At 73.1% G+C, this 19255-nt stretch carries 15 protein-coding genes and 1 pseudogene; 8 read left to right on the top strand and 8 right to left on the bottom strand.

Annotated elements, in window-relative coordinates:
* Positions 1–179: 179 nt before the first annotated feature.
* Complete coding sequence (locus DDW44_RS26745; RefSeq protein WP_108908040.1) at positions 180–545, bottom strand: MmcQ/YjbR family DNA-binding protein; 366 nt, start codon at positions 543–545, stop codon at positions 180–182.
* Between the two features lie 223 nt (positions 546–768).
* Positions 769–1380, bottom strand: coding sequence for a hypothetical protein (locus DDW44_RS26735; protein ID WP_167455535.1), 612 nt, complete (start codon positions 1378–1380; stop codon positions 769–771).
* Positions 1381–1856: 476 nt separating this feature from the next.
* On the opposite strand from DDW44_RS26735, the gene DDW44_RS26730 reads away from it, so the two are divergent.
* Genes DDW44_RS26730 through DDW44_RS26720 form a run of 3 tightly spaced genes read left to right on the top strand, consistent with a single transcriptional unit; the run spans position 1857 to position 5640 of the window.
* The gene (locus DDW44_RS26730) at positions 1857–2426 is read left to right on the top strand and encodes a 2Fe-2S iron-sulfur cluster-binding protein (protein ID WP_108908039.1); all 570 of its coding nucleotides are present in this window, start codon (positions 1857–1859) and stop codon (positions 2424–2426) included.
* Complete coding sequence (locus DDW44_RS26725) at positions 2423–3418, top strand: FAD binding domain-containing protein (protein WP_108908038.1); 996 nt, start codon at positions 2423–2425, stop codon at positions 3416–3418. Before DDW44_RS26730 ends, DDW44_RS26725 begins: the two co-directional genes overlap by 4 nt.
* On the top strand, positions 3415–5640 hold the full coding sequence (locus DDW44_RS26720) for a xanthine dehydrogenase family protein molybdopterin-binding subunit (protein WP_108908037.1): 2226 nt from the start codon (positions 3415–3417) through the stop codon (positions 5638–5640). The genes DDW44_RS26725 and DDW44_RS26720 overlap by 4 nt, the downstream gene beginning before the upstream one ends.
* A 60-nt stretch (positions 5641–5700) precedes the next feature.
* On the opposite strand, the gene DDW44_RS26715 is transcribed toward DDW44_RS26720, so the two are convergent.
* Both DDW44_RS26715 and DDW44_RS33020 read right to left on the bottom strand, forming a co-directional pair.
* Positions 5701–5985, bottom strand: a complete 285-nt coding sequence (locus DDW44_RS26715; protein ID WP_027734871.1) for a YkvA family protein — start codon at positions 5983–5985, stop codon at positions 5701–5703.
* Positions 5986–6052: 67 nt separating this feature from the next.
* Positions 6053–6166 (bottom strand): annotated as a pseudogene (locus tag DDW44_RS33020) (DUF6086 family protein); the annotation flags it as partial.
* Between the two features lie 554 nt (positions 6167–6720).
* Here DDW44_RS33020 and DDW44_RS26705 point away from each other — a divergent pair.
* The 3 genes from DDW44_RS26705 to nhaA all read left to right on the top strand — a co-directional run bounded on the left by DDW44_RS26705 (position 6721) and on the right by nhaA (position 11722).
* Positions 6721–7782, top strand: coding sequence for a PucR family transcriptional regulator (locus DDW44_RS26705; protein WP_108908035.1), 1062 nt, complete (start codon positions 6721–6723; stop codon positions 7780–7782).
* A gap of 861 nt (positions 7783–8643) precedes the next feature.
* The gene (locus DDW44_RS26700) at positions 8644–10179 is read left to right on the top strand and encodes an alanine/glycine:cation symporter family protein (protein ID WP_018888904.1); all 1536 of its coding nucleotides are present in this window, start codon (positions 8644–8646) and stop codon (positions 10177–10179) included.
* Between the two features lie 226 nt (positions 10180–10405).
* Positions 10406–11722 carry a Na+/H+ antiporter NhaA gene (gene nhaA, locus DDW44_RS26695; RefSeq protein WP_018888903.1) on the top strand — a complete coding sequence of 439 codons (1317 nt, stop codon included), beginning with the start codon at positions 10406–10408 and terminating at the stop codon, positions 11720–11722.
* A gap of 297 nt (positions 11723–12019) precedes the next feature.
* On the opposite strand, the gene DDW44_RS26685 is transcribed toward nhaA, so the two are convergent.
* Together DDW44_RS26685 and DDW44_RS26680 are read right to left on the bottom strand one after the other, a co-directional pair.
* The gene (locus DDW44_RS26685; protein WP_240800692.1) at positions 12020–12673 is read right to left on the bottom strand and encodes a DMT family transporter; all 654 of its coding nucleotides are present in this window, start codon (positions 12671–12673) and stop codon (positions 12020–12022) included.
* Positions 12674–12817: 144 nt separating this feature from the next.
* Positions 12818–13723, bottom strand: coding sequence for an NADP-dependent oxidoreductase (locus DDW44_RS26680; protein ID WP_108908034.1), 906 nt, complete (start codon positions 13721–13723; stop codon positions 12818–12820).
* 200 nt (positions 13724–13923) lie between these two features.
* Here DDW44_RS26680 and DDW44_RS26675 point away from each other — a divergent pair, with 200 nt between their 5' ends.
* Positions 13924–14826, top strand: a complete 903-nt coding sequence (locus tag DDW44_RS26675) for a helix-turn-helix transcriptional regulator (RefSeq protein ID WP_108908033.1) — start codon at positions 13924–13926, stop codon at positions 14824–14826.
* A gap of 176 nt (positions 14827–15002) precedes the next feature.
* Here the strand turns inward: DDW44_RS26675 and DDW44_RS26670 are convergent, their stop codons facing one another.
* The gene (locus DDW44_RS26670) at positions 15003–15599 is read right to left on the bottom strand and encodes a TetR/AcrR family transcriptional regulator (protein ID WP_108908032.1); all 597 of its coding nucleotides are present in this window, start codon (positions 15597–15599) and stop codon (positions 15003–15005) included.
* Entirely contained in the window at positions 15596–16729 is a 1134-nt protein-coding gene (locus DDW44_RS26665; protein WP_108908958.1) for a saccharopine dehydrogenase, read from the bottom strand. The genes DDW44_RS26670 and DDW44_RS26665 overlap by 4 nt, the downstream gene beginning before the upstream one ends.
* 424 nt (positions 16730–17153) lie before the next feature.
* On the opposite strand from DDW44_RS26665, the gene DDW44_RS26660 reads away from it, so the two are divergent.
* The gene (locus tag DDW44_RS26660; RefSeq protein ID WP_108908031.1) at positions 17154–19103 is read left to right on the top strand and encodes a protein-arginine deiminase domain-containing protein; all 1950 of its coding nucleotides are present in this window, start codon (positions 17154–17156) and stop codon (positions 19101–19103) included.
* Positions 19104–19255 lie beyond the last annotated feature (152 nt).

Here is a 19255-nt window from a genome sequence, read left to right as displayed (position 1 = left end):
ACACGGCTTCCCCGGGCGCCCTTGCGCCGGCCCGACGCGCCGTCGCCTCCCCGCCCCGGACCGAGGCGCGCCCGCGGCGCTCGCGCGATCGCCGCGGGCGTACTCCGTCCACCGGTCGGTGCGGTGGCCGGTTCGCTGGTCGGTTCACTGGCCAGTCATTGGGCGGTGCATCGGCCGGTTCAGTGGGCGGTGCCCTCGCCCGGCCGCAGTTCGGGGTGCCGCTCCGCCAGCCGGTCCGGAGCCGCCTGTCGCCAGGAGTCGACGAGGATGTCGCGCAGTTCGTCCAGATCCTCCAGCGCCTTGAGCCGCACCCGGACCCAGGCCGAACTCGCCTCGTGCGGCGGCACCCAGAACTTCTCGGGCTCTGCGGCGATCAGTTCGGTCCGCTCGTGCTTCGGGCAGCGCACGGCGAACGACGTCTGGTCGTCGGGCATCGTGATGTACATCTTTCCGGCGACACGGAACGTCGGCATGCTCCATGCCTCCTTCTCCACCGTCTCGGGAAGGGACAGCGCGATACGGCGGATTTCCTCGGCCTCGATCATGTGCCCACCGTAGCCAGCGCCGCTGACACCCTGCCGGGCACGGACGCCGCCCCGGCGTCGGCGCCCATGGCCTGCCGGGACCGGCGCGGGAGGCCCGCCGTACGTCCGGGTCGGCAGCGAGGAGCCGGGCCTCAGGCATAAGGCGTCCGGCATCCGGCATCCGGGGGCCTGGGGCCAGGCGTCAAGCGTCAAGCGTCAAGCGTCAAGCGTCAAGCGTCAGGCGTCAGGCAGACCGCACGCCGTTCAGTCCCACCGTCGTGGTGACCCGTACGGCAGCCGGTTTCCGGGGGACGGAGCCGAACCCGAAGCGCACGGGAGGTTCGACGGGCGCGAGAGGCCCCAGTTCCGCCCCCTCGAAGACGGCACGGGCACTCACGATCGGCAGGAGATCCCGCGCGCCGTACCACTCACGGCGCCCGGTCCCGCTCCTGCCGCGGGTTCGCACGCCGGGCATCACCCGCGCCGGAAGATCGACCAGAGCGCTCCAGGCGGGCCGTTTCGCGAGCGAGCCGGGCACCGCCCGCAGCAGCCACCCCAGCATCCCCCGCCCACCGGTGACGAAGCGCAGCTCCAGGGACGGCGCGGTGACGGCCCAGGCCGTCCCCGTCGACCGTACCCGCACCGGACCTACCCGCACCTCCTCGAAGGCGTAGGTGGAGGCGATGAAGTCGGCGACCTCCCGCGTGGGGGCCAGCAGCAGGCGCTCCCCGTCCTCGCGCTCGATCATGACGTCAGCGAACGCCCCGAACGGCGACCGCGCCCAGTGGCCCACCACGAGGCGAACGCCGGACCGGGTACCGACCCCGGCGATCCAGCCCTCGAATCGAAGTCGCACGCCCGTCGCCGCCTCTCTCCGCACCCCACCGCCTCTACCGGCGCACCCGGCACACCGCTGCTTCTCTCCGCGCCACGCTTCTCTCCGCACCACCGCCGCGTCCCCCGCGCCACGACCTTCCGCCCTCATCCTGCCGGAGGGGCCCGCGGACCGGGGAGCAACTCGCCCCCCCGCCCGGCACCGCGACCGCGCGCACGGCCGGGCCGGCGCGGCCGTACGAGCACGACGGCAGACGCGAGGCCGCGACGCGTGGTGCACGGCGCGGGCCGCCGACCGCCGGCGCCGGACGGCACCGCGACTGCCCGCACGGCCGAGCCGGCGCCATGAATCGCGATGCGACCGCTTGTGCGAGACGCTGGGTGGGAAGCGCGCCCCGCAGTGGCGAGGGGCCGCGCGGGAAGCGCGCCGCGTCCGCGACGACGGCCCCGCCCGGCACCCGCACCACCACCCACGACCAGGGAGGAAGGCGGGCTGTGATGAGCGATCCGGATACGGGCCCCGACGGGCCGGGCCCGGGCGGAATGGACCGGCTCTCGTCGATCCGGCTGAACGTCAACGATCAGCCGCGGCGGCTCGAGGTGGATCCGCGGACGTCGCTGCTCGACGCGCTGCGCGAGCATCTGCGCCTGAGCGGAACCAAGAAGGGGTGCGACCACGGTCAGTGCGGCGCCTGCACCGTCCTGGTCAACGGCCGGCGCGTCAACTCGTGCCTGACGCTCGCCGTGATGCACGAGGACGACGAGATCGTCACGATCGAAGGCCTGGGCGACCCCGACGGCCTGCACCCACTGCAACGCGCCTTCGTCGAGAACGACGGCTTCCAGTGCGGCTACTGCACACCGGGCCAGATCTGCTCGGCCGTCGGCATGCTCGCCGAAGTGGCGGCGGGCTGGCCCAGCCACGCCACCACCGACGTGACCGCGCCGCGCATCGCGCTGACCGACGAGGAGATCCGCGAGCGGATGAGCGGCAACATCTGCCGGTGCGCCGCCTATCCGAACATCGTCGCGGCCATCCGCGACACGGCGGAAGGCGGCACGGGATGAGGTCCTTCACCTACGAGCGGGCGACGGACGTACGGTCCGCGGTCGCCGCGGCGTCCAGGGACGGAGCCAAGTTCATCAGCGGCGGCACCAATCTGCTCGACCTGATGAAGCTGGACATCGAGAAGCCGAGCCATCTGGTCGACATCAGCAGGCTCCCCCTGCGGGACATCGAGGAACTCCCGGACGGCGGACTGCGCATCGGGGCCCAGGCGGCGAACTCCGAGGTCGCCGCGGACGCCGCGGTGCGCACCCGCTATCCGGTGCTGTCCCAGGCGCTGGTGTCCGGTGCCTCGGGCCAGTTGCGCAACAAGGCGTCCACCGGTGGAAACCTGCTGCAGCGCACACGGTGCCCGTACTTCTACGACACCGCCGCGGGCTGCAACAAGCGTGATCCCGGCTCGGGTTGCTCGGCCGTCGGCGGGTTCAACCGGATACACGCGATCCTGGGAGCCGGGGACTCCTGCATCGCCACCCACCCCTCGGACATGGCCGTCGCCCTGGCCGCCCTGGACGCGGAGATCGAGCTGCTCGCCGCCGATCAGGCGGTACGCCGCGTCGCCGTCACCGACTTCTACCGGCTGCCGGGCGACACACCGCACATCGACACCGTGCTGGGCCCCGGCGAGATGATCACGGCCGTGGTGCTGCCACCGCCCCCGCCTGGGCGGCAGCGGTACCGCAAGGTGCGCGACCGGGCGTCCTACGAGTTCGCGCTGGTCTCCGTGGCGGCCGTCGTCTCGGCCGACCGGGGGACGATCGGCGGGGCGCGGGTGGCGCTCGGCGGCGTGGCGCACAAGCCCTGGCGGTCCGCCGAGGCGGAGGCCGCGCTGGCCGGCCGCCCGGCCACGATGGACACGTATCGCGCCGCCGCCGAGGCGGCGATGCGGGACGCGGTCGGACGGGGACACAACGACTTCAAGATCGAGCTGGCCCGGCGCACGCTGTGCCGCACCCTGGCGCAGGTGGCCGGACCGGCCGAGGAGGCACGATGATCGGGGAGCCCGTGAACCGTGTCGACGGCCCTCTGAAGGCCACCGGCCGGGCCGCCTACGCCTACGAGCACTGGGAAGCGGGCCAACCGCTCTACGGCTTCATCGTCGGCGCGACGATCGGCAAGGGCCGCATCACCCGGATCGGCACCGAGAGCGCCGAGAGCACACCGGGCGTGCACCTCGTGCTCACCCATCTCAACGCGCCGGAGCAGGGCCCCCGCGACGAGTCCGCGATCTTCGAGTACTGGTGTGCCCAGCCGGTCCTGACGGGCCCCGACATCCACCATTTCGGCGAGCCGGTGGCACTGGTCGTCGCCGAGACCCTGGAGCAGGCCCGGGACGCGGCCGCCCGCGTCGAGGTCGAGTACAGCGCCGGCCGGGGACGTTTCGACTTCGCCGAGTACGAGGACGAGGTGTACATCCCGAAAGTGGTCAACGCCGGTCTCCCCACGGACACCGAGGTCGGCGACTTCGACGCCGGGTTCGACAGCGCCGAGGTCAGGGTCGACCAGCTCTACACGACCCCGTACGAGCTCTCGCTGCCGATCGAGCCGAACGCGTGCCTGGCGGAGCCTCGCGGCGAGGAGCTGGTCCTCTACGTCAGCTGCCAGATCGTCAACGCGGCGCAGGCCTCGGTCGCCGGCACGCTGCGGATGGACCCCGAGCGGGTGCACGTCGTCGCCCCCTTCGTCGGCGGTGGGTTCGGCTCCAAGCTGGGCATCCACTCCGAGACCATCCTGGCCGCGATGGCCGCCCGCACCCTCCGCCGGCCGGTCAAGGTCGCGTTGACCCGGCAGCAGGTCTTCCAGCTCGTGGGCATGCGCCCCATGTCCAGCCAGCGGGTCCGGCTGGGAGCGGCGCGCGACGGACGGCTGACGGCGATCGCCCACGACGTCACCATGCACACCAATCCCGACATCGAGTACGCCGAGCAGACCGCCGCCACGACCCGCAGCCTCTACGCCGCGCCCCACCGGTTGACCAGCCACCGGCTGACGGCACTCGACCTGCCGCGCGGGACGGACGTCCGCGCGCCGGGTGAGGCACCCGGCATGCTGGCGGTCGAGTCGGCGATGGACGAGCTGGCCGACGCGCTCGGGATGGACCCGGTCGAACTGCGGATACGCAACGAGCCCGGCGTCGATCCCGAGCGGGGCGTGCCGTACAGCGACCGGCATCTGGTCGACTGCCTGCGCGAGGGTGCGCGCCGCTTCGGGTGGGAGGACCGCCCCGCCGCCCCCGCGAGTGTGCGCGAGGGGCGGTGGCTGGTCGGCTACGGCATGTCGGCCGCCATCCGGGGGCACTTCCAGGGGCCGACGGCGGTACGGGTGCGGCTGGAGCCGGACGGCACCGCCGTCGTCCGGTCCGACATGACCGACATCGGCACGGGCACGTACACCATCCTGACCCAGGTCGCGGCCGAGGGACTCGGGCTCCCGCCCGAACGGGTGCGGATCGAGCTGGGGCGCTCCGAACTCCCCACCAGCTGGGGGTCCGGAGGCTCGTGGGGCGCCACCAACTCGTGCACCGCGGCGCACCGGGCGTGCATCGCCCTCCGCGCGAAGCTGCTGGAAGCGGCCTGTGGCGACACCCGCTCCCCGCTGCACGGCCTGGACCCGGCCGGCGCCGTGCTCGCCGACGGCGGTGTGCGCATCGGCGAGGTGTCCGAGGACGTGGGAGCGATCGTCGCGCGCTGTTCGGAGGAGATGGAGGCGGAAGGCCGGGTCCGGTACATGGCCGACGATCCGCACTACTCCGACTACTCGATCAACTCCTACGGGGCCCACTTCGCCGAGGTGGGGGTGGACGCGGACACCGCCGAGATCCGTCTGCGGCGGATGCTCGGCGTGTTCTCGGTGGGCCGTGTGTTCAACCCGAAGACGACCCGCTCGCAGCTGATCGGCGGCATGGTCTGGGGAGTGGGCGCGGCCCTCGAGGAGGAGGCCGTCGTGGACCCGCGGTCCGGCGCCTTCGTCAACCGGGACCTCGCGGGGTACCTGGTGCCGGTCCACGCCGACATCACCGACGTCGATGCCGTCGTGCTCGACTCGTTCGACGGCAAGGCCAACGTCCTCGGCGCGAAGGGGGTCGGTGAGCTGGGCGTCTGCGGGTCCGGTGCCGCCGTCGTGAACGCGGTGTTCAACGCCACCGGTGTGCGTGTGCGCGACTTCCCCGTCACCATCGAGAAGGTGCTGCCCGGCCTGCCGCCGATGGCCGCCTGATCCGGCGCCGTACTCCGTGGGGCCCGGCCCTCCGGAGCCCGCCGAACCACCCCGGCACGGTCATCCGGGCCGCTGCCGTGCCGCCCCCTGGGCAGCCGTCTGCAGCGCGCGGAGCGCCAGTACCAGGACGCCGATGTCGTCGAGGTACACCGGGTCCGGCAGCAGGTCGACGGGCGACACGGTGTAGAGCACGGCGCCCCAGAACAGGGCCTTGTCCCGCAGGGGCACCCCGGCCTCGCGGAGCGCCCGGCGCGCCCTGACCACACGGAGGAGCATCCATCCGGCGCCGACTGCCGTAGCCAGGGCGGTCACGCCGAGGCCCCACCAGAGAACCTTGTCATCCACGGCTTTCGTCTACCCCGGCCGGGCACGGTGAGTCGGGCTCCGTGCCGCCCGTCGGCGAGCGTCACGCCGACGGGAGTCCCGGCTCCGCCTCGAAGACCGCCACCTGGCGCCGGAACATGCGGGAAGCCCCGTTGGACGGGTTCCACAGGGTCTCGTCACCCATGTCGAAGTTCTGGCTCAGGGCGGCGCCTCTCCGGTTGCTCGGGACAGGGAGCGTAGAGAGCCGGACCGCCGCCGTCACCATGGATTCCGCTCCGTGGGCCCGCGGAGGGGCTCGTACGTCCCCTACGTCCCCGGAACGCCATCCGCCATGGTGGTCACGGTGGTGCCTGTGCCTGTGCCTGGGGCGGGAGGCCGCCTTCGTTCCGGGGTCCGGCAGCCGACGCGGCGACCGTGCGGCCCGTTGCCGCCTCGCCCGCCATCGGTACTGCCGCCTCCCGGCAATCTTTACGTATCCTTGACGCGTCCGGGGCCCGCTCCGTGCCGCCCGCGGACCGGCCCGGCTGGTACGGACGGCCGACCGGCACCCGCGCACGACGGCAACGGGAGCGCGCGCGAGCACGGGGAGCACGCGAACGGGCGGCAGCGCCACAAGCACGGCAAGAGCCACAAGCGCCACAGGCGCCACGAGCACCGCAAGCGCGGCGAGCACCGGAGACACCGCGAGCACCGCAGGCACACCGCAGGCACCGGATGGCGGCGGGGACGGCGGACACAGCGGGGACAGGAGAGCGCATGCCGGACCGGACATCGCCCGAGCACTACGTGGCGGGGTACGACGCGATCCTGGTCGCCGCCTGCTCCACGGGACGCAGGCTGAAGCGTGACGAGCTCGAGGCGCTGCGGCTCCAGGGCGAGCGCGCCGCCGAGGCGGGCGTCGGCCTGCGGGCGCTGGTGCGGGTCCATCTCGCCGCCGCACGGTCGGTCCGCGCGTCGCTGGCGCCCGGCGCCGCCGACCATCTGCTCTCCGTCGTGGAGCAGGCGATCGACGCCTTCGCGGAAGGTCACGAGCGGGCGCAGCGCCTGGCCGTGCGGCAGGAGGAAGCGGCACGCCGCGAGTTCATCGACGACCTGCTCTACGGGCGCAGCGACCTCGGACGCCTGGCCGGGCGCGCCGAGCGCTTCGGGCTGCTCCTCTCCCACGCGCACGCCGTCGCCGCCGCGCAGGGTCCGGAACCGTTCGGCGACGGCTCTCCCGTGACCCGGCGCATCGAGTCGGCGCTGCTGGCGCGCTTCGGCGACCGCCGCATCCTGCTCACCACCAAGGACGGCCGGCTGGTCTGCATCGCGCCCGGGGACCAGTCCGACGTCCTGGCGTTCTTCGCCAAGCAGGCGTACGCGGCCGCGGAAGGCGGCCGGGTGGCCATCGGACGCGCCCATCCGGGCGCGGGGGGCGTGGTGCACTCCTACGAGGAGGCGCTCAACGCGCTGGACCTGGCGGAGCGCATGAACCTGGAGGATCCGGTGCTCAGGGCCGCGGACCTGCTGGTGTACCCGGTACTCACCCGCGACCGGCAGGCCATGGCCGACCTGGTGGAGAGCGTCCTCGGCCCGCTGCGGGAGGCCCGTGGGGGCCCCCGGCCGCTGATCCGGACGCTCGCGGCCTACTTCGACAGCGGCTGCGTCGCGGCCGAGGCGGCGCGCAGGCTGTCCCTCAGCGTGCGGGCCATGACCTACCGGCTCGACCGCATCCGCAGACTGACGGGAGCCGATCCGGCGGACCCCGGGCACCGCTACACGCTCCAGACGGCGGTCATCGGTGCGCGCTTCCTGGACTGGCCGGAGCGGGATTCGTGAACCCGTACCCGATGCGCCCACGACGGCCCGAGGACGGCACCCGGCACCCGGCGCCCGGCAGCCCATGCACGACGCCCGATGTCCGGCACACCGCACCCCGCACCCGCACCCGCACCCGCACCCGCACCCGGTGCACGGTGCACGGTGCACGACGCCCGAGGTTCGGGTTCGGCGTCCGCATTCCGGTGTCCGGCCGCTCGGGCCGGGCGGCACCACCCGGGGCCACTCGGCTCCGGCGGACGGTTCCGTCGGGGGCCGCTCGGGGACGACTCGGGCCACCCGGCGCCGCCGGGGGTCGTCGGGGGCCGCTCGGCTCGGGGCGGGCGGATTGTGCCGCCCCTGCCCCGGGCCGTCACTGCCCGGGTACGGCAACCTCCGCGCCGGAACTCTGCCGGGAGCGGGAATCGAGCGGACGCCAGAACGGTATCCGCCGTGCTCACGGCCGCCCCGGCCCCCGCACCGCCCCGGAGCGACGATCCTTTCCGCAGGTCAGCACCTCACCACCGGCCTCCCGCGAGCACACACAGCCAGCCCTCATGGACGTTCGGTGAACGGAGACCCGCTTCCGAATAACGGTCTTGTCACACTCCCAGGCACTTCCCCTGGTTACTGGCCGTTATGTGATTCCCGTCACCCAGAGGGTCGTAAAAAACGTGTTAGAACTGCGCAACTCCGCAGTCGGCCTCGTGCCGTGATGCGGGGCGCGCCGGTCCGCCGGCGCAGCACGACCAGGGCGATCGGGTTCGAGTCCGCGGACCGGACGCCCAGGGTCGCCGATCGGACAACGGCGTTCGCTCCAAGACCGCACACCATCCGGCGCACACCTCCCATGCGCCGGTCCTGCGCCACGAGGTAGCCACTGTGTCACTCGAGTCCATGACCGAATCCGTCGACAAGGCTGTCAGCGGATTGTTCGAGCCCATCGCCAGCTGGCTCGGAGAAGTCGTCTTCTACTCCGTCCCCGTAGGCGGGACGGCTGTCCCCCTCATCGTCGCCTGGCTGGTCGTCGCCGGTCTGGTCTTCTCCGCCTGGTTCGGGCTGATCCAGATTCGCAAGTTCCGCCTCGCCGTCGACGTGGTGCGCGGGAAGTACGACGAGAAGGGGTCGGCCGGTGAGGTCAACCACTTCCAGGCCCTGACCGCGGCCGTCTCCGGCACCGTCGGTCTCGGCAACATCGCGGGTGTCGCCGTCGCCGTCTCCATCGGTGGTCCGGGCGCGACCTTCTGGATGATCCTCTGCGGTCTGCTCGGCATGGCCACGAAGTTCGTCGAGGTCACCCTCGGTGTGAAGTACCGCGAGGTCCACGCCGACGGCACCGTCTCCGGCGGGCCGATGCACTACCTCCCCAAGGGCCTGGTCGACCGCTTCGGCAAGAACGGCAAGACCCTCGGCAAGGTGCTCGCCGTCCTCGCCTCCTTCATGATCCTGTTCTTCGGCCTCTTCGGCGGCAACCTCTTCCAGGTCAACCAGAGCTACGCGCAGCTGGTCTCCGTCACCGGCGGCGAGGGCGGTGCCGTCGGCTCCTCCTCCGGCGCGCTCTTCTTCGGCATCCTCATCGCCGCGCTCGTCGGCATCGTGCTGCTCGGCGGCATCCGCTCCATCGCCAACGTCACCAGCAGGCTGGTGCCGGCCATGGCGGGCATCTACATCGCCGCCTGCCTGGTCGTCATCCTGGTGAACGTCACGGCCGTGCCCGACGCGCTCGTCACCATCGTCGAGGGCGCGTTCAACCCCGAGGGCGTCGCCGGTGGTGTCCTCGGTGCGCTGATCATCGGCTTCAAGCGCGCGGCGTTCTCCAACGAGGCCGGTCTGGGCTCCGCCCCGATCGCGCACTCCGCGGTGAAGACCAAGCACCCCGCGAGCGAGGGCCTGGTCGCCCTGCTGGAGCCCTTCATCGACACGGTGATCATCTGCACCATGACGGCCCTCACCATCGTGATCGCCAACCCGGCGAGCTGGGCCGAGGCACGGGCCGGCGAGTCCATCGGCGGTGTCACCATCACCTCCGACGCCTTCGCCACGGTGCTGCCCTGGTTCCCGTACATCCTGACCATCGCGGTGATGCTCTTCGCCATCTCGACGGTGCTGACGTGGGGCTACTACTGCCTCAAGGCATGGACGTACCTGTTCGGCCGCAGCAAGGCCAGCGAGATCACCTTCAAGGTGCTCTACACGCTGTTCGCCGTCGCCGGCGCCCTGCTCACCCTGCAGACGCTGATCGACATGGCCGACGCGGTCCTGTTCATGCTGGCGGTCATCAACATCATCGGTCTGTACCTCCTCGCCCCCGTCGTCAAGCGGGAACTGGACTCCTTCCTGGAGTTCGTCCGGTCCCGCAAGGCCGGCGGGGCGGACGACGCCGACGAGGACCCGGAGCCGGTGAAGACCACCGTCTGACCGCCCGCGCGGTCCGGCTCAGGGGAGGGGTCCGCATGCGCCCGCGCCTTGCGCATGCGGACCCCTCCGCACGTTCCCGCAGGTGGAGTGCTGTCTGGTGGCGGCGCCCGCCTTCTGGTTAGGGTGTGAGGAACGCGTCAAGATGACGCGGGGTGTGCCGGGAAGTCTGGTCGGCGTCAAAGGGTGCAGTGTGCCCGCTCCAATCGACGGCCCGGAGGCCTTACCCATGTCAGACGCCCCGCGTCAGCGCACCACCTTCCTCGGCCTGCTGCCTCTGCCCGAGCGCAACGCCGTGGCCGAGGCACTGCGCACCGAGACCATCGGCGGACTCGTTCTGCTGGCCGCGGCGGTGGTGGCACTCATATGGGCGAACAGCCCGTGGAGCGGCGTCTACGAGCAGATACGGGACTTCCACTTCGGCATACCCGCCCTCGGTCTCGACCTCTCGGTCGGGCACTGGACCGCCGACGGCCTGCTCGCCGTCTTCTTCCTCGTCGCCGGGATCGAGCTCAAACGAGAACTCGTCGTCGGCGAGCTGCGCAACCCCGCCACCGCCGCACTGCCGGTCATCGCCGCGGTGTGCGGCATGGTCGTGCCCGCCGCGCTGTACGTCGCGGTCGCCGCGCCCGCCGGGGGCGGACTGGGCGGATGGGCCGTACCGATGGCCACCGACATCGCCTTCGCGCTCGCGGTCCTGGCCGTCCTCAGCACCCATCTCCCTGCGGCGCTGCGCGCCTTCCTGCTGACCCTCGCCGTCGTCGACGACCTCGGCGCCATCCTGATCATCGCGATCTTCTTCACCAGCGACCTCAACTACCCGGCTCTGGCGGGGGCCTTCGCGGGCCTGGTCGTCTTCTACGTCCTCCAGCGCCTGCGGGTGAGGGGCTGGTGGTGGTACGCGCCGCTCGGCATCGCCATCTGGGCGCTGATGTACAACGGCGGAGTCCACGCCACCGTCGCGGGCGTCGCGATGGGCCTGATCCTGCGCACCACCCGCGACGAGGGCGAGAAGGCCTCGCCCGCCGAACGGACCTCGCATCTGCTGCACCCGGTCTCGGCAGGGGTGGCGGTGCCGCTGTTCGCCCTGTTCGCCGCCGGTGTGGGCGTCTCCGCGGCCGCCCTCGGTGAGGTCTTCACCCGGCCCGAACCACTCGGCGTCGTCATCGGCCTCGTCGTCGGCAAGACCGTCGGCATATTCGCCGGCACCTATCTCGCCGCCCGCTACACCCGTGCCCGCCTCAACCCCGACCTGGAGTGGGCTGACGTCTTCTCCCTGGCCGTACTGGCCGGAATAGGCTTCACCGTCGCCCTCCTCATCGGAGAGCTCGCCTTCTCCGACCCGGCCCAGGCCGAGCAGGTGAAGGCCGCCGTCCTCCTCGGGTCGCTGATCGCCGCGGTCCTGGCCGCCGTGCTGATCAAGCGCCGCAACGCGGTCTACCGCCGCCTGTACGAGGAGGAGAACATCGACGAGGACGCCGACGGCATCCCCGACATCTACCAGCGTGCGGACTCCGGCACCGGCGGCTCCCGCGCGGAGGGGTGAGGCGGCCCGGCGGCGGGCTTCCCCGGTCGCACCGGACGCCGCCCCCGCGACGTGCGTCCAGGCGGGGTGCGTGGGGTGCCGTCGCCACCTCGGCGGGGGCCTGCCGGCCCCCGGCGACGGCGGTGGGAGCGCCGTGACGCCCTCCTCGTCAAACCAGGCGACGGTCTCGACGTGGTTCGCCATCGGGTGGTCGTGCTCGTGCAGGGTACGGAGCACCTCCATGGCCGCGATCACGCCGTACGCGCCGTCGAGATGCCCCGCGGCGGGAACCGTGTCGGAGGGAGGGGAGGCCGGCGGTCAGCACCTGGCGGAGGAGAGGGCGACTCCGGCGATGACCAGGCCCGTGCAGGCGAACTGCGCCGGGGTCGAACTCTCTCCGAGACTCAGCGAAGCCGGTACCGCGACGCACACCGGCTGCAGGTAGGAGACGACCCCGGCGCGGGTGGCGCCGATCGTCTCGACTGCCCTGTTCCACACGAAGAACGCCAGTGCCGACGAGGCCACACCGATGTACACCAGGGCTGCCAGGTTGCCGCCCGTGGGTGTGAAGCCGCCCTGCACGCCGAGCGAGACGGCCTGCGCGGGAACCAGCATCACCAGGCCGAACAGCACCGTGGCGGCCAGGAGCACCACCGCCGGTATCTGCTTCGGCTTGCGCTTGAGCAGGGCGGAGCATCCGGCGAAGGCGCACATCGCGGCGACCATCCACAGGTCGCCGACGGCGAATCCCAGGTGCAGCAGCACCGCGAGGCTGCCCTTGGCCACCAGCGCCACCACGCCCACCAGGGCGAGCAGCATGCCGAGGATCCTCGGGCGGGAGAGGCGCTCGCCTCCGGCACGGGCGAGCAGCGCGATGCCCACCGGGGACGCCGCGGCGATCAGTGCGAGGTTGGTGGCCGAGGTGGTACGCCCGGCGACGTAGATGAGGGTGTGGAACAAAGCACCGCCCACGAGGTGACGGACCGCGCACTCGGCCAGGCGCCGGTTCTCCGGGGCTGGCGGCGGATCGGCACACGCCCGTCCGGGAACTGAAGGCCGCGGCCGGCCGGGCCCGGGCCCGCCGTGCGGCCCCGCGCGGCGTCCGCCGGCCGGGCGTCACAGGGCGAGGACGAGCTTGCCGCGCACCCGGCCCTCCCGGCTGATCCGGTGCGCCGTCGCCGCCTGCTCCAGGGAAAGCACGGACTGCACCTCGACCTGCACGGCCCCGGAGTCGAGGAGCGCGGCGATCGTGCGCAGCGCTCCGCCGTCGGGGGCGACGACGACGCGGCGGGCCGTGACGCCGGGGAGGCGGTGCGCCTCGTCCAGGGGTTCCGGAAGCGTGATGAGGGTGCCGCCGGGCCGCAGGAGCCGCCAGGACGCGTGCTGCACGGGGCCGCCGACGGTGTCCAGGACGATGTCGAACGGGCCCTGGGCGGACGGGTCCGCGGTCGCGCGGTCGACCGGCTCGTCGACGCCCAGCCGGCGCAGGAAGTCCAGGTTGTGAGCGGAGGCGGTGGCCGTGACATGTGCCCCGAGGTGCCGGGCGAACTGTACGGCGAAGTGGCCGACGCCGCCCGCCCCCGCGTGCACCAGGACCCGCACCCCCGCGCCCGCCCCGGCCGCCTCCAGTGCCTGCCACGCCGTCAGGGCGGCCAGCGGGACGGCGGCGGCCTGCGCGAAGGTCAGCCGCCGCGGCTTGGGCGCCACCGCGGATGCGGGCAGCACGGCCAGCTCCTGGTAGGCGCCCCCGTACGGCAGCGGCAGCATCCCGTACACCGGCTCGCCGACGGCCGGGCCGCCCGGCACCGTGGCCCGTACCACTCCCGCCACGTCCCAGCCCAGCCCCAGCGGGAAGGGGCGGTCGTTGCGGACCGCCCCCTCGCGGTGCTTCCAGTCGACCGGGTTCACCCCGGCGGCCTTCACCTCCACGAGGATCTCGCCGTCCGCGGGTGCCGGTTCCGGTAGCCGGGCGAGCTCCAGAACGCTCTCGTCGCCGTACCGGGAGAACACCACTGCGCGCATCGAATCCACTCCTGTCACCGCGGGTCCCGGTCGTGCGGGCCCGTCACGTTCGTCCTGTCGCGTTCGTCCTGTCGCGTCGGGTCCACCCTGCGGGACCTCCGGCGGACACAGCCACCACCCCGCGAGTACCGGGCAGATCGAGGCCGGGGGGTACTGGCAGGGTCAGGTTGCCGGCAGCCTGCCGGCGGATACTGGCGTACATGGACGCGGACAACGCCTTCGGCGACTTCCTGATGTCACGGCGTGCCCGGGTGGCTCCGGCGGCCGTCGGGCTCACCGGCCACGGCCGGCGCCGGGTCCCGGGGCTGCGGAGGGAGGAGGTCGCCGAACTCGCGGGCGTCAGCGTGGTCTACTACACGCGTCTGGAGCAGGGGCGTGCCCTGCACCCCTCCGGCGCCGTGCTCGACGCACTGGCGCGGGTGCTCCGGCTGGATGCCACCGAGCGCGCGCACCTGTACGACCTGGTGCGCCGGACCCGGGCCCGGAGCTCGGCCGGGGCCGCGGCCGGCACCGGAGAGCCGGTGGCGGACGAGCCCGTACGGGACGGGCTGCGGCGTCTGGTGACCGCGGTGGGCGCGGTCCCGGCGTACGTACTGAGCCCGGCGATGGACGTCCTCGACGCCAACGACCTGGCCCGCGCGCTCGTCGGCGCTCCGGGCCCGGCTTCCGGTGGGCGGCTCAACCTCGCGCGTCACGTCTTCGCCGACCCCGCCGCGCGGGAGCTCTATCCGCAGTGGGAGGACGTGGCCCGCCAGACCGTCGGCTTCCTGCGCTTCTCCGGCGGACGGCGTCCCGGTGACCTGCCCCTCGCCCGGCTGGTGGCCGAACTGTCCCGCCACAGCGCGGAGTTCCGTTCCCTCTGGGCGATGCGGGAGGTGCGGGAGAAGTCGTACGGCACCAAGAGCTTCCGGCACCCGGTGGTCGGCACCTTCCCCCTCACGTACGAGACGCTCACACTGCCCGGAGACGAGCAGCGGTCCCTGGTCGTCTTCACCGCTCCCGACGCCCGCGCGGAAGCCGCGCTGCGCCTCCTCGGCAGCTGGACCGCACCCGCCCCGGCCGGTGCGCGCACCGGCAACACCGGTCACGGATCGGCGGGTTGAAGCCCCCGGCCGGCCGGCACGCCCACCCCGAGCCGGCTTCCGGTGCACGCCGTCGGCACCCCAGCGTCCGTCCGGGTCCGTCGCGTCCGTCCCCGTCCCCAGCGTCCGTCCGTCCGGGGGCGGGCGCCGATCGGGGCGGCACCGGCCGGGTGGGGGCCTGCCAGGTGGGCCGTGTCTCAGTCCCCGTCCCCTCCTCCCTCCAGGAGGCCCAGGAGGACGCGGCGCAGGTGGGCGTCCGTCTCCGCGCTGCGCCGTCCGGCGACGCCGGAGCGGAACAGTGCGGCTCCCTCCATGAGCATCACGAAGACCTCGGCCCGTTGCCGGGCAGCGGCCGCGGACGTACCGGGCTCATGGCCGCGGAGGAAGCCGGCCACATGGGCGGCGTACCGGTCGTAGAACGCGCGGACGGCCGCGGCGGCCTCCGGGTCGTGTGCGGCCATCGCCCAGACCTCCGTGAACAGCCGGACGAGATCCGGGTCGTCGTGGTCGGAGAGGACGCCGTCGAGCAGGGCGCCGGCGCTGTCGCCGTCCGGGCGGCCGGTGAGGCGGGCGACCCGGTCGAGTGAGGAGGTGAGGACGCGGTCGAGGAGCGCGGCCAGCAGCGCGGAGCGGGACGGGAAGTAGTACTGGAGGTGGCCCAGCCGCACGCCGGCCGCGTCGGCGACCGCGCGCAGCGTGAGTTCGGAGCCACCGGACGAGGTGAGGATGCGCTCGGCGGCGTCCAGCAGTGCCGTGCGCCGCTGCCTGCCCTTGGGCGTGGGGCCGGCGGTCACGCGGCGGCCCCGCCCTGAGTCCGGTCGGTGCCCCCGCCGGTGCCCCCGCCGGCGTCCCGGTCGGCCTCCCGGTCGAGGACGAGGTCGAGGTCGACGCCGAAGGCGGCGAGCGCCTCGACCGCTCGGGCGGGAGCGGGGTGCTGCTCGGGGAAGACCGGGCCCCGGGGGGCGGGTGAGCCGTCGGTACCGAGGACGCGGCGCAGGCCCAGTACCGCCCCGACCGCGGTCAGATGGTGCTGTCCGCGCGGGTCGGTGACGGTCGCGGTGCGGACGCGCCCCGCGTGGGAGACGTCGACGCGCAGCCGGGCCGTGCCGCCCCCGCCGGGTGAGTGGAGGAGGGCACGCCGCAGCGGGGTCCAGCGTTCCCCGGCGGCCCAGCGGAAGAACCCGGTGCCCCGCAGCGCCAGAAGTGCCCGGGTGGTGCCCGGCGAGCTGAACCCGATGCGGGTGGCCGCCGTGGTGGTGCCGAGGGTCAGGGGGAGGGTGAACTGCTCCGGGGTGTCGATGCGCGCGACCCGTACCGGGGTACCGCCGATGCCCACGGTCCGCGCTTCGGTCAGCGGCGAGGCGAGCCGCCGCGCGCCGTCGTCGACCACCTCGAAGTCCACGCCCAGCCGGTCCATGAACTCGACGGAGTCCGCGCCGGCGCGGTCGGCCGTGTCCCAGCGCACGGCGATCTCGACCCGCTCGGCGCCGCCCAGGTCCGCCGCCAGCGCCGCCGCCACCAGGCTGCTGACGCCGCCCATCCAGGCCGAGGAGAACAGCACGGGTGAGTCAGGGCGCAGCAGGGCGGCGAGGGCGGCGGCCCGCTGCAGCCTGCTGGTCCACCGGGTGATGTCGACGTAGGGGACGCCCGCGGACACCGCGGCGCGCAGCACTCGGTCGTCGGGGTCGTTGACGGAGCTGATGACGGCCCGTACGTCCGCCCGGAAGGCGGCCGGGTCCGCCAGGTCCCAGGCGCGCACCTCGCCCTCGACGGCGTCCGCCAGTGCCCGGCCCCGCTCGGGGGAGCGCCCGGTGAGCAGGACCGGGGCGTCCACGGCGACCATCCGGGAGATCTCGGCTCCCACGGTGCCGTACCCACCGGTGACCAGTACGGGGCCGGACGGGTCCAGGCGCAGTTCGTCCATCGACTGAGTGATCATGCGAGCCACTATAGGTCATGCGACCTAAAAAATCTGTCCCGGATGGCGCCGGACGACCAGGCGATCGGGCCCATGAACGATCGTGCGCGCGGACCAGCGGCTGCCCAGCGGTCCGACGATCGGGCGCACGGACCGGCGGGCGCCCGGCGGTCCGACGATCGGGCGCTGTACGGCGCGGAGACCGGCACCAGGCGCCCGGCCGCGCGTTCCCCCGCGGGGACGGCACCGGACGCCCGCCCGCGCCTTGGCCCGCACACCCCGGTCATCCCCGAGTCTGACGCCGCCTCCTCCTCCGGTCGCGACCTCCCGCCACCCGGATGCTCCCGCCCGCCCCCAGGCAACGCACCGCGCTCCCCCGCCCTCCTCCCTGGCGAGAGTCCACTCCCAACTCACAGAGAAGGAATGCGTCTTGGGTACGCGACGCCACCCCCAGCACTCAGGAAGCACACGCACCACCGCACTCGCCCTCACGGTCATCGGTGCGGTCATGGCCCCCGCCGCGCCGGCCTTCGCCGCCGGGCCGCCCGTCGTCGATCTGCGGGCCGACGTCAACCGGGACGGGAAGGTCGACGTCAGCGGCACCTCCGACAACGCCGGGGAGGACACCTGGACCCCCGCCCGGGGCGCGGTGTTCCTCCCCAACATCGACGACGACACCAGGCGGTGCCCGGTCAAGACCCCGACCGGCAAACCGCTCTCCGACGCCAAGCTCGCCGCCTGCAACGACGGCTCCGACAACATCGTCAACGGCTCCGCCGACCTCGCCGACCTCGCGCGCGTACGGTCCCTCCCCATGGCCGCCGTGCCCGCCGGAGCGACCGGGACCGTGCGGGTCGACGGCGGGCGCAGGACACGCGTCTTCGTCAAGCGCCCCGGGGGCTGGGCCATGGTCACCCCCGCCACCCGCCTCACCGCCGCCGAACTGCGCGCGGGCGTCGAGTTCGGGGTCGAGGGCAACGACGTCATACGCGACACCAGGGTCTGGGACGGGCGTGCCGTCATACGCCTGACCGTGACGGCGGGCGGCAGGAGCACCTCCGACGAGATCACCCTGCGGGTCGCCCCGCTCCTCACCCACCACCACCTGCAGAACGCGCAGCAGGTCATGGTCACCAAGGTGCCCGGCAACGACGACTGGGCCCGCCGCCAGCAGGCGTTCGTCAAGGGGCTCGGAACCGAGGCCAGAGCCGCGGGGATCGGCACCCCGCTGATCACCTTCGACAGGTACCAGGACATCTGGGCACAGGACTTCGTCGAGCCCGCCTATGTGAGCATGACGGGCCCCGGCGGACGCCGTCACGTCATGCGGGTGATGCTGCGCAGCGCCCAGCCCGACCGCGAGGCGGGCCGCGAACTGTTCGAGAAGCTGCGCGGCAGCGGCGTGGGCGTGGTCCAGGTCTCCGGCGTCCGGGACTCGGAGGAGTGGACCCTCAACTCCATGGGGAACCTGGAGACCATCCCCCCGTACACCCATGGGGGCCGCTCCTATCCGGCCGGCCGGATCATCCAGGGCGAGCGCAAGGACATCGGATCCAAGCCCGCGCGGGCGATGCGCACGCTCCTGAAGTCCCAGGGCCTGCAGGACCCGCTGCTCCTGGACACCTCGTGGCTGCACGTGGGGCATGTGGACGAGTTCGTGCAGTTCCTGCCCGCGGACACCCCGCGCGGCTGGCGGATCGGTGTCGCCGACCCGGAGGCCGGGCTGCGCCTGCTGCGCGAGGCCCGGGAGGCAGGGCACGGCGGCACGAGGATGTTCTCGGTGCCGGGCAGCAAGGACGTGCCCGCCCCCAGGGAGACCATCGACCAGGCGCTCGCCTCCCGCTACCTGGTGCAGGACAACCAAATGGCCGCGCAGCGGATCAGGGCGAACCTGGAGATCCTCAAGCGCGAGACCGGGGTGACCGACGCCGAGGTCGTACGGGTGCCGGCCCTCTATACGCGCGGTTCGGAGGAGGGTGAGCGCGGCGACACGATGATGCCACGGCTGAAGCGGATGGGCGCCGGGGAGATTCCGGTACCCGACTCGGTGCGCGAGTACGGGCAGCAGAAGGAACTGAGGCTGCACCGCGACGGGCGGCGCGCCGCGGGCCCGGAACCGGTCATGACCAGTGCGTACGTCCCGGGCGCGGTCAACGGCGTCCTGCTGGGGCGCGACCGCTACCTGGCCCCCCGGCAGTGGGGCCCGGTGATCAACGGCAGGGACGTGTTCACGGAGTCGGTGACCGCCGCGTACGCGCAGGCCGGCATGAAGGTCTCGTACATCGACGACTGGTACACGTACCACCTCGGCGCGGGCGAGGTGCACTGCGGTACGAACACGCTGCGGGACGCCTCCACCGCCTGGTGGCGGTCCTCGTAGGCCTTCGCCGGGCCCGGCGAAGGCGGACGGGCCTTCGGCGGGCCCGGCTCGGCCGGACGGGGCTTCGCCGCAACGGAATCGGGACGAGTGGCGCGGCGGCGGGCACCCTGGTGCTCTTTGTTTGGTTGTGATGGTGACTGTTGCGCGCACCT

Source organism: Streptomyces tirandamycinicus (genome assembly GCF_003097515.1).
Classification (GTDB): domain Bacteria; phylum Actinomycetota; class Actinomycetes; order Streptomycetales; family Streptomycetaceae; genus Streptomyces; species Streptomyces tirandamycinicus.
This window is presented reverse-complemented; position numbering and strand designations above follow the sequence as displayed.